The organism is Hymenobacter norwichensis DSM 15439 (genome assembly GCF_000420705.1).
Lineage (GTDB): Bacteria > Bacteroidota > Bacteroidia > Cytophagales > Hymenobacteraceae > Hymenobacter > Hymenobacter norwichensis.
The window spans coordinates 908,318-922,025 of record NZ_ATVL01000008.1 but is presented as its reverse complement, the minus strand read 5'-3'; the positions used below and the strand labels follow the sequence as shown (position 1 = coordinate 922,025).

The 13,708-nt window shown below is 57.5% G+C and carries 13 protein-coding genes; 6 read left to right on the top strand and 7 right to left on the bottom strand.

Annotated elements, in window-relative coordinates:
- Positions 1–61: 61 nt before the first annotated feature.
- From G536_RS0114875 to G536_RS0114855, 5 genes are all read right to left on the bottom strand, one after another.
- Positions 62–331, bottom strand: coding sequence for an ArsR/SmtB family transcription factor (locus G536_RS0114875; RefSeq protein WP_022824402.1), 270 nt, complete (start codon positions 329–331; stop codon positions 62–64).
- A 108-nt stretch (positions 332–439) separates the two neighbouring features.
- A complete protein-coding gene (locus G536_RS0114870; RefSeq protein ID WP_022824401.1) occupies positions 440–1,048 on the bottom strand; it encodes a superoxide dismutase in 609 nt (202 codons plus the stop codon).
- Positions 1,049–1,162: 114 nt separating this feature from the next.
- On the bottom strand, positions 1,163–1,609 hold the full coding sequence (locus G536_RS0114865) for a nucleoside deaminase (protein ID WP_022824400.1): 447 nt from the start codon (positions 1,607–1,609) through the stop codon (positions 1,163–1,165).
- 138 nt (positions 1,610–1,747) lie between these two features.
- Positions 1,748–2,314: a hypothetical protein gene (locus G536_RS0114860; RefSeq protein WP_022824399.1), complete on the bottom strand. Its 567-nt coding sequence runs from the start codon at positions 2,312–2,314 to the stop codon at positions 1,748–1,750.
- Positions 2,315–2,432: 118 nt separating this feature from the next.
- Entirely contained in the window at positions 2,433–2,885 is a 453-nt protein-coding gene (locus tag G536_RS0114855; RefSeq protein WP_022824398.1) for a hypothetical protein, read from the bottom strand.
- A gap of 303 nt (positions 2,886–3,188) precedes the next feature.
- Between G536_RS0114855 and aspS the strand changes: the two genes are divergently transcribed.
- The 4 genes from aspS to G536_RS28070 all read left to right on the top strand — a co-directional run bounded on the left by aspS (position 3,189) and on the right by G536_RS28070 (position 6,825).
- Positions 3,189–4,952: an aspartate--tRNA ligase gene (gene aspS / locus G536_RS0114850; RefSeq protein ID WP_022824397.1), complete on the top strand. Its 1,764-nt coding sequence runs from the start codon at positions 3,189–3,191 to the stop codon at positions 4,950–4,952.
- Positions 4,953–4,954: 2 nt separating this feature from the next.
- Positions 4,955–5,389: a hypothetical protein gene (locus G536_RS0114845; protein WP_157530643.1), complete on the top strand. Its 435-nt coding sequence runs from the start codon at positions 4,955–4,957 to the stop codon at positions 5,387–5,389.
- Positions 5,390–5,520: 131 nt separating this feature from the next.
- The gene (locus G536_RS0114840; RefSeq protein WP_022824395.1) at positions 5,521–5,778 is read left to right on the top strand and encodes an autorepressor SdpR family transcription factor; all 258 of its coding nucleotides are present in this window, start codon (positions 5,521–5,523) and stop codon (positions 5,776–5,778) included.
- A gap of 366 nt (positions 5,779–6,144) precedes the next feature.
- Positions 6,145–6,825, top strand: coding sequence for an SdpI family protein (locus G536_RS28070; RefSeq protein WP_022824393.1), 681 nt, complete (start codon positions 6,145–6,147; stop codon positions 6,823–6,825).
- A 176-nt stretch (positions 6,826–7,001) separates the two neighbouring features.
- Here the strand turns inward: G536_RS28070 and G536_RS0114825 are convergent, their stop codons facing one another.
- Positions 7,002–10,658: an ABC transporter permease/M1 family aminopeptidase gene (locus G536_RS0114825; RefSeq protein WP_022824392.1), complete on the bottom strand. Its 3,657-nt coding sequence runs from the start codon at positions 10,656–10,658 to the stop codon at positions 7,002–7,004.
- Between the two features lie 66 nt (positions 10,659–10,724).
- On the bottom strand, positions 10,725–11,624 hold the full coding sequence (locus G536_RS0114820) for an ABC transporter ATP-binding protein (protein WP_022824391.1): 900 nt from the start codon (positions 11,622–11,624) through the stop codon (positions 10,725–10,727).
- A gap of 277 nt (positions 11,625–11,901) precedes the next feature.
- Here G536_RS0114820 and G536_RS30750 point away from each other — a divergent pair, with 277 nt between their 5' ends.
- Positions 11,902–12,924 carry a sensor histidine kinase gene (locus G536_RS30750; protein ID WP_084708630.1) on the top strand — a complete coding sequence of 341 codons (1,023 nt, stop codon included), beginning with the start codon at positions 11,902–11,904 and terminating at the stop codon, positions 12,922–12,924.
- Positions 12,924–13,676 (top strand): LytR/AlgR family response regulator transcription factor, encoded by a 753-nt coding sequence (locus G536_RS0114810; protein ID WP_022824389.1) that lies wholly within the window; start codon positions 12,924–12,926, stop codon positions 13,674–13,676. The genes G536_RS30750 and G536_RS0114810 overlap by 1 nt, the downstream gene beginning before the upstream one ends.
- Positions 13,677–13,708: the final 32 nt, after the last annotated feature.

Here is a 13,708-nt window from a genome sequence, read left to right as displayed (position 1 = left end):
AGAATAACGAGGCTATAAAGCATCAACTAATCTAAATGTTTGGATGGGTTAAGAGAAAAAATTAGCCCAGCTCGCTCAGAAAACCAGACAGATCCCGTAGCACTTCACGGTTCAGCTTCACCTGCACGCAACGGCCACACTTTTGGGTGGTAATCAGGCCGCTTTCAGCTAGCACTTTCAGGTGGTGCGAGGTGCAGGGCTGCGAGAGGCCCGTCAGTTCCTGGGCCTCAGCAAAGCTCAGCGTATCCTGCCGGCTGAGGGCCAGTACCAGGCGCAGCCGGTACTTATCGGCCAGCGCCCCCGCCGATTTTGCTACAAGTTGAGGGTCCATTATAAATTCAAAATACAGGAAAAGGGTAGGGTATCATAACCTCCTGAACGCAAAACGGGTTCGGACGCCACGCATCCGAACCCGTTTCTGCATGTGGTAAGCCAGTAACTAGGCGGCCGCAGCGAAACGCTTGTTTACCTCGTCCCAGTTGATGGCGTTGTAGAAGGCCGCAATGTAGTCGGGGCGACGGTTCTGGTACTTCAGGTAGTAGGCGTGCTCCCACACGTCGAGGCCCAATACGGGGGTACCGGAGCAGCCAGCGTCGGGCATCAAGGGGTTATCTTGGTTAGGAGTTGAGCAGATTTTCACCGATCCGTCGGCCTGCTTGCACAACCACGCCCAGCCCGAGCCGAAGCGCGTGGTAGCGGCTTTGGTAAATTCTTCCTTGAACTTCTCGTAGCTACCGAAAGCAGCCGTAATGGCCTCACCAACGGCGCCGGTTGGCTCACCGCCACCGTTCGGGCCCAAGATGGTCCAGAACAGGGAGTGGTTCCAGTGGCCACCGCCGTTGTTGCGTACGGCGGCTGGGGCCGAGGCAATGTTCTGCATCAAATCTTCGAGGCTTTTGCCTTCCAGCTCCGTACCGGCAATGGCATTGTTCAGGTTGGTTACGTAGGCCTGATGGTGCTTGGTATGGTGAATTTCCATGGTTTGCGCATCAATTTGCGGTTCCAGGGCGTCGTAGGCATAAGGAAGTTGGGGCAGTTCGAAAGCCATGATGTTGTAGGGTTTATTGTGGAAAGGTTGAAAAGCTATTCCCATCGGCCAGCGGCCGACAGCTTTTATAACCACCGTAAGCCCGGTAGGGTTACGGAAGCGGCCAAAAGTAGCTTATTTCCGCTTCCGCGCGAAAAACTCCTGCATTAAGGCGCTGCACTCTTCGGCCAGCACACCGCGCACCAGCTCAGCCTTGGGGTGCAATAGGTTGCCGTGCCGCCGAAAGCCCACCTTCAACTCGTCGGCGCCGTACACTACCCGCCGGATCTGAGCCCAGGCGGTAGCGCCGGCGCACATCACGCAAGGCTCTATCGTGACGTAGAGGGTGCAGTCGGTGAGGTACTTGTTGCCGAGGTGGTTGGCGGCGGCCGTAAGGGCCAGCATTTCAGCGTGGGCCGTCACGTCGCGCAGCTTTTCGGTTTGGTTGTAGGCTCGCGCAATAATCTGCTTATCCAGCACCACCACCGCCCCAATCGGAATTTCTTCTTCCGCAAAGGCGTACCGCGCCTGCTTTAGGGCTTCGCGCATGTAGGCTTCGTGGGAGTGAAGGGAAAGCGGCATGTTTACAAACCGTCATGCAGAGCGCAGCGAAGCATCTCGCGGGCTGAGGTTGAGTTAGTAATCTGGTGTCAGCAGGAGAGATGCTTCGTCCCTGGCTTGATGCGCCACATGCTCTGCATGACGGGCTAACGGTCTAATCTACTTCATTACAATGCTGCTCATCACGGCTTGGGCGGTGGGTTGCCATTGGGCCTGCTCGTCGGCGGGAGCTACGAAGGTGAAGACCGTGAGCTGGTCGCCTTCAATGGCATATTGTACCATCTGGTAGCGGCGGATGGGCGCTAGGTTGCTGCCTCGGCGGTTGTCGGCCACCGACGACACGAACTCCAGCACCACAAAATCACGCTTGTTGATGGTGCGGATGTCCTCGGTCAGGAAGTCCACCTTGGAATACATGTTCTGGATGCTGGCCTTGTAGATTTTGAGCAGCAGGCCATAATCCCGGTTGCTGAACGTGCTGGGCTTTTGGGCCACGCTGAAATCGACGCGGCCGTTGGCGTTGCTGAACACAGCCAGCGGCTTGCGCGGCGAAGGGTATTTCACCGCAATACCATCGTCGGGCAGGGCCGTGAAGCCTTCGGGCACGCCGACGGATATGTTCTTGCTGACGGAGGTTTTCTTGAGCTTGGGCGCGACAAAAGCTGCCAGCACCAGCACCGCCAGCAGGAGCGGGGCAATAAAAGAGAAACGAGAGGTGGTTTTCATAACAGGGCGGAAAGGTACGGAGGATGCCGCGCTAAGCTTGTGCTTGGTGCAGGTGCCGATAAACGCAAAACTCCGAAGCGGATAACTTCGGAGCTGCGCAAACAAGTTTCAAGGTCAATTAGCGGCGCTTTTTCTTGGTAACGGCGGGCGACGGATACGTGACTTTCACTTTCTTCCAGTACACGTAGTTGCCGGTTTTGGCTTCGATGAGGTAGTTGCCGGCCGGAATGCGGCCCAGGTCTACCGGCTCGCCGGTGTTGTTGGCGGGGTCGAGGGCGGTGGTGTACACCGGCTGGTTTTTGTAGTTGGTCATCACCAGCGTGCCGGGCTTAGTGAATTGCTGGGTGAAGCTGAGCATGATGCTCTGCCCGCCGCTGGCCGGGAAAATATCGATGCCCGACAAGGTTTCTACGCGCTTGATGGGGCCATTCAGCACCACATCATCCGCCTTCGACTTGGTTTTTACTTCGGTGCCATCGGCGGCCTTGGCTTTGGTTTTAACTTTGGTTTGGGCCTGCGCGGAGAAGGAGAACAGGGCGGCAGCCAGGAGTAGAAGAGCGGAGCGTTTCATGATAAACTAGAGAGGTAAGAGAAGGCCAGGCAGAAAGAAGGACGTGGTTGGTTGGGCGTTTTGCATACTCCGTACCAATTTGCACGGGAAGCGCCGAAACGCTCGAAAATAAGTTGAAAAGGAAGTTTGCGCAGAACTGCCTGCGGGTGCTACCATCCCAAAGGTCGCAAAATTTGAAATCAGGCCTGATTTTACTGCTTACCTTCGCCCTCAGAATAGTATCAAGTAAGTAGAAGAGAGTACGTTTCGGTGCTTTTCTTCAATACTTGATACTTATTACCAAATACTTGATACCGTAACATCATGCTCCGGACGCACACTTGCGGCGAACTTCGCCCCGAACACATCAATGAAACCGTAACGCTCTGCGGCTGGGTACAGCGCACCCGCGACAAAGGCGGCATTCTGTGGGTGGATCTGCGCGACCGGTACGGCCTCACGCAGCTCACGCTGGAAGAAGGCCAAGAAGCCGACTCCGTACGCGAGCAAGCCCGCCAGCTGGGCCGCGAATTCGTGCTGAGCGTGACCGGTAAAGTAGCCGAGCGCTACTCCAAAAACGACAAGATGCCCACCGGCGGCATCGAAATTCGGGTGGAGAAGATTGACGTGCTCAACCCGGCCAAGCTGCCGCCCTTCCTCATCGAAGACGAAACCGATGGCGGCGACGACCTGCGGATGAAGTACCGCTACCTAGATTTGCGCCGCAACACGGTGCGCCAGAACCTAATGCTGCGCCACCGCGTGGCCCAGGCCACCCGCCGCTACCTCGATGGCCAGGAGTTTATTGAAGTGGAGACGCCCGTGCTCATCAAAAGCACGCCCGAAGGCGCCCGCGACTTTGTGGTGCCGTCCCGCATGAACCCCGGCGAGTTCTACGCCCTGCCCCAGTCGCCCCAGACGTTCAAGCAGCTGCTCATGGTGTCGGGCTTCGACCGGTACTTCCAAATCGTGAAGTGCTTCCGCGACGAAGACCTGCGCGCCGACCGTCAGCCGGAGTTCACGCAGATAGACTGCGAAATGTCGTTTGTGGAGCAGGAAGACATCCTCAACACCTTCGAAGGCCTAGTGCAGTACCTCTTCCGCGAAGTGAAGAGCCTGGAAATCGGGACGCTGCCCCGCATGACCTACCAGGATGCCATGCGCTTCTACGGTAACGACAAGCCCGATACACGCTTCGAAATGAAGTTCGTGGAGCTGAACGACCTGGTAAAAGGCCACAATTTTCCAGTATTCGAAGCCGCCGGCCTGGTAGTAGGCATCTGCGCTACCGGCGCGGCCAGCTACACCCGCAAGCAGCTCGACGAGCTAACCGAGTACGTGAAACGCCCGCAGATTGGCGCTACCGGCCTGGTGTATGCCCGCGTTGAAGCCGATGGCTCCGTGAAGTCGTCGGTGGACAAGTTCTACGAGCAGGAGCAGCTTCAGCAGTGGAAAGCCGCCTTCAATGCCCAGCCCGGTGACTTGCTGCTGGTGCTGGCCGGTGAGCCGAACAAAACCCGCAAAGCCCTTTCGGAACTGCGCCTGGAAATGGGCCAGCGCCTCGGCTTGCGCAACAAAGACGTCTTCTCGGCGCTATGGGTGGTGGACTTCCCGCTGCTCGAATACATCGAGGAAGAAGGACGCTACTTCGCTATGCACCACCCCTTCACCTCGCCCAAGCCCGAGGATATGGCCCTGCTCGACAACCCCGACACGATAGGGGAGGTACGCGCCAACGCCTACGACATGGTAATCAACGGCGTAGAAGTGGGTGGCGGCTCCATCCGGATTCATGACCGCGCCGTGCAGGCCCGCATGTTCAGCTTGCTCGGTTTCTCCGATGAAGAAGCCAAAGCCCAATTCGGCTTCCTACTCGACGCCTTCGAGTACGGCGCCCCGCCCCACGGTGGCATTGCCTTCGGCTTCGACCGCCTGTGCAGCCTCTTCGGCGGCGCCGATTCCATCCGCGACTTCATTGCCTTCCCCAAGAACAATTCCGGCCGCGACGTTATGATTGACTCGCCTTCGCAGATTTCGGAAGTGCAGTTGAAGGAACTGAGCATTAAAACGGCGGTAGTTGGGAGGTAGGAGTGGAGCCGAAAGACTATCCCTACGTTTTTCTCAATTCTCCTACTGGCGGGTATCTCGGTTTATTTTTCGGCTCAATCAGCTTTGTACTTGCCGCATGGGGTGGTGTTCAAAGCCCACTTAATGTAGCTGTTGTGGCCGGTGCTACGCTCGCAGGTATTGCCCTCTGGGCAATAAGCGTGATTAATTTACTAAATACAGACGTTGCCTTGAAGCTCGGGCCTGTTGGCTTGTGGACTCCCAAGCTTGGGTTTCTTCCTTGGAAGCACATTCAGGCTGTGCTTGATTCAGTTGCCACTGGAAAAGCTGGTTCTTTTGAGATTTTGATTATTAAAAACCGTCAAACCCAAAAGCAACTTGAGGTAATTACTCTCTCAGGATTAAGTGGCCCCAAAGAGAAAATAAGTCAGGTATTACAACAGTATAAACGTAGTTAATAAAGATTCATAGCAACGAAAAAGCGGCACCTGATGCATCAGGTGCCGCTTTTTCGTGGTGGAAATAAGTAGCCCAGCAGTATTGCTGATGTGAAAAATAGTTAGATATTTGTCTAAATACCTAACTGCAATTGAACGCCCTCTTCAAAGCCCTCAACGACCCCACGCGCCGCGCCATTTTGGAGCTGCTGCGTGAGCAGCCGCGCACGGCCGGGGAAATAGCCGACCATTTTCAGTTCTCAAAACCCACCATCAGCCACCACCTCGACCTGCTCCGCCAAGCCGATCTGGTGAGCAGCGATAAACAGGGCCAGTTCGTGACTTACACGCTCAACATGACGGTGATGGACGAGCTGCTGGGCTGGCTGCTGCAATTTCAAAAGCCATGAAAAATCAGAGCCTTTTAGGAGGAGTGGTAGTGGCCTTGATTGCAGCGTTGCCTTTGTTGTTGTGCTATTATCTCGATGCCCTGCTTCCCACGCAGGTACCTATGCACTACACCAACGGCCATGCCGATAGGTTTGCTGATCAGCAATGGCTACGAGAGGTAGCCACATTGCCCTTGGTGTTGTATTGCGCCCTGACGTTTATACCGCAAGTACACCGCACTGGATTTCACTTATGGCGAAGCTGTCGTCAGCGCCAGCTTCGAGCTGTGTTGGTAATTGCTTTTAGTGTGATGATACTGGCTGTTCTGTACCGTGTAGTCTCCCCTGGTTTATAGTGATAAAGCTTATCTAACAAACTTCACTACCATGAAAATCAAGTTCTCCGTTTGGTCTTTGCTTACGCTGGTGTTGCTGGTGCTGCCTACCGCTTACCTGGCTATTACTTGGGACGCCCTGCCGACCCAAATTCCTACCCACTTCGATACCGGCGGCAACGCCAACGGCTACACCGGCAAGCAATCCATTTGGCTGCTGTGTCTGGGCTTGCCTGCTGGAATATATCTGCTGCTGACCTTCCTGCCCCGCCTCGACCCAAAGAAGCAACTGAAAGCCAGCAACGTCAACTATCAGAAGATGATTCTGGCCTCGGTAGCGCTGACGAGCGGACTGAGCATGTACAGTTTGTATACGGCGCTACACTCGGGGAGCCAAAATGGAAAAGGTCTTTCCATAATTACTGGGGTGTTTTTTGCCTTCATGGGCAACTACCTCACCACCGTGCAGCCCAACTACTTTGTGGGCTTCAAAACGCCCTGGGCGTTGGAGTTTCCGCGCATCTGGGCCCGCGTGCACCGCGTGGGGGGGTGGCTGTTTTTTGCTACCGGCTTGCTGAGTGCTGCTGTAGCGCTGCTGTGGTCGGGGGAAGTAGCTACGGGCATACTCATCGTGGGGGTATTAGGCTCGGTGGTAGTAGTGTATGCGTATTCCTACTGGCTCTACAGAAAGGAAATGCAGGCCGTAACTACCCCACCGGACGCTGGTTCCTGAACAGGATACAGTTCGTACGTAAACAAAAGTCTGGCTATGTACGGGTGGTGAACTGGTGGAAGGAGTATCCAACGCAATAAAGCATCCGAACAAAAAAGCGCTGCTCCGTGGCTGGAACGGCACTTTTTTGTTCGGATGCCACCGCAAAATTCAGCGGAAGGCCAGCAACCGTGGGCTTACAACTTCACGTCCTTTTCGTTGTCGTCGAGGATGCGGTCCACGATTTCGTGGTAGGGGTCGACGGCGACGGTAGCGGGCTTCCGGGCCACAATGAATTGCAGCTTGTTGTCGCCGGCGGCGAGGCGGCGCTTGGTGAGGAGCAGCGGGGCCACAGGCTTCTTGTCTTTGCCTTGTTCAGGGAAGACGGCTACCGGCAGATAGTCGCGCAGAGGAGTGGGGCGTTGGTTGCCGAGGCTATCGGCGTAGAACTTTTCGCTGCGGACCGTGAAGTTGACCTGATAGCGGCCGTCGGGCAGCTTTTTGGCGGTAGCGGCCGTCACGCGGTTGTCATAGAGCGTGATACGCTCGAACATATCGGTCAGGAACGGTTGCAGCGAATCGGGGGCGGCGCGGCGCAGGTAGCCGATAAACTCGGGCGAGTTGGTGTAAGGCGGTTGCTGGTAGCCAACGGCGGCCACGTATTGCTTCAGCGCGCCGTTCAACTTGGCCTCGCCCATGTAGTCTTGCAAGGCATACATTACCACCGAACCCTTGCGGTAGTGGATATACTGCTGATTCTCAACCAGAGCCAGAGGAACTTCCTTTTTCTGCTCGAAGGCGCGCCCTTGCAGGTAGCGGTTCATATCGAACTTCAGGAACCGTTGCATGGTGGTCGGGCCGTTGTGGTGGCTGAGCACCATGAGGGCCGAATATTCGGCCATGCTTTCAGCCATGAGGGTGCTGCCCTGCACGTTGCCGCCAATTACCTGATGCGCCCACCATTGGTGCGCCACCTCGTGAGCGGTTACGTAGTAGGGGTAGTTTAGGTCTTCGGGGTTCTGGTCGTCTACGTCGGCCACAAAGCCAATGGCTTCGGAAAACGGCACCGTGTTGGCAAAGCTCTGCGCAAACGCCTGATACTGCGGAAACTCCAGAATGCGCAATTGCTGGTGCTGGTAGGGTGAAAAATTGCGCGAGCAATACGCCAAAGCATCTTTGGCCCCCGCCGCCATGCGCTTGAGGTTGTACTCGTGACCAGGCTGATAATAGATGGTGATGGGAATAGTGCGCTGCCCCACCGAATCCACCCATTGGTCTTTATACTCCTTGTAGCGCGCCGACAGGAAGGTGTAGAAGTTGAGCATGGGCCGGTCCATCACGTAGGTGAAGTAGCGGCGGCCATCCTGCACCCACTCCTTGCGCAGGTAGCCGGGCGCAACTGCCGTTTGGTCGGCCTCGGTGCTGACGGTAGTGCGGAACCGAATCCAGTCGGCGTCGTTGCTGATGTAGGTGTTCTGGCGGGCCTTCAAATCGTTCACGTTGGCCATGCGGGGCTTGGGTTTCAGACCGTAGTTTTTGCGGTCCTGGTCACCCGACAGCTCGGCATCTTCGCGGTAACCCAGGCCGGGCAAGTAGCCACTATTGATGAAGGTGCCGTTGTACACCAGGTCGGTGTTGGAACCAGAATTGGGAAAGCCCCGCTCCTGATAAAACAGATCCAGATCAAGCGGCAGTGAGTCGCCGGGAGCCAGCGGGCGAGCCAGCCGGTACAAGCGGAAGCCGAAAGTGGTATCGTTCAAAGCCAGCGTAGCCTGACCAGGGGCTCCTACCGCAAGGTGGCGCACGCGCGGGTGCTGCTCCACCGGCACACTTACAATCACGGTATCGAGGGGCTGCGCGTGCTTATTAACCAGCATAAACTGCCCCCGAAACCGCACGGCGCGGGTACTTGGATATAGGTCGGTGTTGAGGCTGACGGCCGTAATGCGCGGCAGGCGCACATTCTTGTAGCGGCGGTATTGCTTTTCGTAGGCTACTTGTCGCTTTTCGTTTTCTTTAGGACTGCGGTACTCGTTGAGCACGTTGGTATTATAGAAAATGAATGCCCCCGTTCCCAGGCTGATAAGCAAGCCTAGGACCAGCGTGGCCGTGCTGCCTGTGCTCCAGCGGCGGCGCGCTTCTTGCAGGCGACCGGTGGTATCGGTGCCGCGCACCCAGAGCAGCGTGGCCGCCAGTACCAGCAGCAGCGCCACCCCCGCCCACAGCAGCTTGGTCCACCAAAAAGCGGGCAAAAAGTGGCCGTAGCCGTTCATCGCCGAGTAGGGCCCCGGGTTGGAGCCACCCCCGTACCCCAGCAGCCGGTGCCCCAGGCCCAGCTGACCCCGGAAAATATTGGCCACGTAATACACCACTACCACGGCAAAGCCCAGGTACTTGTTGTTGACGACCACCTGCGTAACCATGGCCAGCACGCACATCAGCATCAGGAAAGGCAGCTGAAACAGGAACAGGGCCCGTAAATACAACGGAATTTCGTAGTGGAAGTAGCCCTTGAACGTCTGGATGAGGATGCCGCATACCATAACAATGGTTAGTAGTACCACCTGCACCAGCCAGAGCGCCATCAGCTTGCTCAGGAAGGGTACCCAGCTAGGTACCGGCACGGCATCGGCAATCTGGGCCACGCCGGCCTGTCGCTCGCGCCACACCAGCTCGCCACTATAGAAAATGATAATGGCCAGCTGAAACAGAAAAAACGAGCCCAGCGTGAGCTGCACCACTTCGCTGGTAACCGGGAACGTGGGCGTATCAAACGTCTTCCCCACCTGCGACGCGTTGGCTAGCAGGAAAATAACGCCCGCCCCCGCAATGGCCGCAAAGTAGCGGCTGCGCACAATGCCTCGAAACTCCAGCTGGGTCAGGCTCCACCACTGGCGCAGACTCATGCCCCCCGAAAACACCTGCGTGACGCGGGGCAGCTGCAAGCCCAGTGGCCGCGCTACGCCCGCTTCAGCCTGCGCTTCGGCGGCCAGCTCGCGCCGGGCTTTCCGGGAAACTTTCTCGGAGGCCAGCGCCGAAAAGCGGAACCGGGTGTAGCAGTACGCCAGCAGCCCCAGCCCCACACTCAGCCACACGGCGCGGTTGAGGAGCAGGTAGCTGGAGAGCGGCAGGAGTTGGCTGTTTTTCTCGGCCGCCGTCCAGTACCGGGTAGTGAAGTTCAGCGCCGACAGCCCAAAGGCATCCAGGGAGGCCACCAGGTGCTCGTTCTTTAGGTCTTCGAGATAGGCCGTGGAAACCAGGTAGGCGACCAGCAGCAGTACGGCCCCAATGTAGGTGCTCAGAATGTTGCGCGTGAGCGTGGCCATGGTGAAGAAGATGGCCCCCGTAAATAGCAGGTTGGGGAGCACCATCATCAGGTAAGGCCACACGTAGGTACCCAGGGGCGTACTGGCCAGAAACCGGTCGTGCTCCAGCCAAGGCATTACGCTGGCCAGCCCGGCGCCCACGCCAATGCCACTAAATACCAGCACCGCAATAAGATACGAGCCCACGAAGCGCCCGCCCAGGTAGCCAATTTTGCTGATGGGGGTGGTGTAGAACAGCGGGTGCGTGCGGTACTCAAAGTCGCGGTACACCGGGTTGCCCATCAGCGACGACGCAATAATGACCCCGAATACGCTCAGCACCGCCACCGTAATGGTTACGGAAAAAGGCGCGTTGATTTTCACTGCCTGTCCGTCGCCGCCGATGCTCACGTTGACGCCCGCCCCGAAGCCGCCGCCCGCTGCCGTCACCAGCAGAAAGGCCATTAGAAACAGGATAATAAAGTAAATCCAGGTAGCGGGCCGCTTGAGGCGGTATTTCAGCTCGAAAAGAAAGATAGCGAGAAACATTTCCAGGTAAGAAATATGAATTGAGAATTAAGAAGGAAACGGGCGTACCGTGTTGGAGTAGCTGGTTCAGGCTACTACCCCGTTTTTAATCCCTGACTCATACTTCTTGATTTCCGCGAAATACACGTCCTCCAGATCTGGCGCTACGGCCTCAGAGTCGCCATCGGGGGCTGAGTCGGCCAGGATATGCACCACGGTTTTGCCCGCGAAAAGGCGCGAGCTGATAACCTGGTGACGGGCTTGCAGCGCCGGCAGCTCGGTTTTCTCGATCAGCTTGCGCCAGATTTTACCTTTCAAGTTGTTGATTACCGAAAGCGGGTCGCCGGTAAGCAGCACTTCGCCCTTGTTGATGATGGCCATGTGACGGCACAAATCCGACACGTCGCTGACGATGTGGGTGCTCAGAATAACCACCAGGTTCTCGCCAATTTCAGACAGCAGATTGTGGAAGCGGTTTCGCTCGGCGGGGTCGAGGCCGGCGGTGGGCTCATCCACAATAATCAGGCGCGGGTTGCCCAGCAGGGCCTGCGCAATGCCAAAGCGTTGCTTCATGCCGCCCGAGTAGCCGCCCACGTGCTTTTTGCGCACCTCATATAGGTTGGTTTGGTGCAGCAGCGCCGCTACCATTTCTTTGCGCTCTTTGCTGCTCGCAATGCCTTTCAGCGTGGCAAAGTGGTTGAGTAGCTCCTCGGCGCTTACGCTAGGATACACCCCAAACTCCTGCGGCAGGTAGCCCAACACGCGTCGCACGGCTTCTTTGTCGCGCAGCACATCCAGGTCATCCAGCCAAATGCTGCCCGTGTCGGCGTCCTGCAAAGTAGCAATGGTGCGCATCAAACTGGATTTGCCAGCTCCGTTAGGACCGAGTAGGCCAAACATCCCGTTCGGGATGGTGAGCGTGACGCCCTTCAGGGCCTGGGTGCCGTTGGGGTAGGTTTTGGTGAGGTTGCTAATAGTAAGCGCCATATGCAAGGAGTGAAAAGGTGAAACCTGGTTGAGAAGCTGAATCGTGCAATGAGGGCGGGCATTACACCTGGCTGATAACAGGATGGAACCCAGGCAGCAACAGTTGCATGAAAGGGCCCGAAGCCAGCCGCCAGCTAAAGGTGAAGACACGAAGCGCCAAGTACTATTTCTTGATGACCAACTCCTGCAAAAAATGACCAACGCCCTCTACAGGCAGACCAACGCGGTTCGTCATCTTTATTTGAGTCCGAGCAGGTGCAGGCGCTAGTTTTGCTTGATGTCTTTCTCTTCTTTACTTGAGTTGCGCACCACCCGGCATGGGCTGGTGTGGGGCGCAGTACTGGCCTGCACCGGGTTGCTGGCTGCCTCCGACCCCACCTACGCGCCCGAGAAGCTACGCCGGATGGCGGTGCTGCTGCCCACGGCGGCGCTGGTTATCTACACTCATTTTTGGCTGCTGAAACACCTGCTCGAAAAGCGGCGCTACGGAGCCTATGCGGGGGCCGCCGTGGTGAGCTTGCTGGCTGGCGCAGTACTGCTGGTAGCGGCCAACCACCTGCTGCACGTGAGTGTAAGCCGCTCAGGTAACCAGCCCGTTACTTCTGCTTACCTGGTTGGGCTGGCGGCGGGCAACCTTTGTTTGGCCGTGCTGCTGGCCAGCAGCGCCCATTATGTGCGCCGTGGTATAGTAGGGCAGGCCCAGATGCAGAAGCTGCACGCATTGCAAGTTGAAACCGAACTGAGCTTACTGAAAGCCCAAGTCAACCAGCACTTCCTGTTCAACACCCTCAACAACCTTTATGGCCTGAGTTTGGCCGCCCCCGACCAGATGCCGGAGGCGCTGCTGCAACTCGCCGGCCTCATGCGCTACCAGCTCGACAGCTCCCGGCAGGCCTCGGTAACGGTGGGTACCGAGGCCGAATACCTAGCCAACTACATCGGGCTGGAAAAGCTGCGTCTGCGCCAGAATACGCAGGTGGAATTCGTCACCGACCTGCCGTACCCCGACCAGCCGCTGGCGCCGCTGCTGCTGCTGCCGCTGGTGGAGAACTGCTTTAAGCATGGCATTGGCCCCAGCGGCGAAAACACCATCCGTATCACGCTCACCCAAACAAAAGCCAGCCTTACCTTGCGTACCGACAACAGCATTCCGCCGCATTTTCGGCCTACGCCTTCGGGCTTGGGACTCCCGAATTTACGGTCCCGGCTGCTTCAGTTCTACCCGGGCGCGCGCCACCAGCTTACCCTCGACGCCACTGCCACCCATTATACCGCCACACTTACCCTACACTTTGCCTGATGTCTGCTTCGCCCGCTCCTGCGCCGCTACGCTGCCTGCTCGTGGATGATGAGCCGCTGGCCCACACCGTGCTGCGCGCCTACCTCGACCGGGTGCCCGGCCTGGCCACCTGGGTTAGCAGCTGCTACGGCGCGGTGGAGGCCCTCACGCTGCTGCGCACCACGCCCGTTGATGTATTGTTTCTGGACGTAGACATGCCCGAACTGACTGGCCTGGAGCTGCTGCGGGCTTTGCCCCAGCCGCCGCAGGTGGTGCTGTGCACCGCCCACGCCACGCACGCCTTGGAAGCCTTCGAGCTGGGCGTGGCCGATTATCTGCTCAAGCCCATCCGATTCGAGCGGTTCATCAAGACCATCACCCGCCTGCACACCTCCGCCCCCGACCAGCACCCCACCGCCGCGCCGCCCGTTGCCGTGCCGGTAGTTGCCCCGCCCGCGCCCGATTCACTGTTTCTGAAAACTGATGTTGGTACGGAGCGGGTGCGCTTCACCGAATTGCGGTGCGTGGAAGGCTACGGCAACTTTGTGAAGTGCCACCTCGTCACGGGCCGCACGTTGCTCACCGCCGAAACGATGAAGCAGATGGAAAGTGAGCTGCCGGCCGCGCAATTTGTGCGGGTGCACAAGTCTTACCTGGTGAATTTGCAGTTTGTGGAGCGCCTGAGCGGCAACAGTCTGGTGGTGAATGGCCGGGAAGTACCGGTAGGTAGCACGTTTCGGGCAGAGGTGCTGCGCCGCTTACAGGGACGGTAGCCCGCGGGCCAGGTGAAAAAGTATAGAACTTG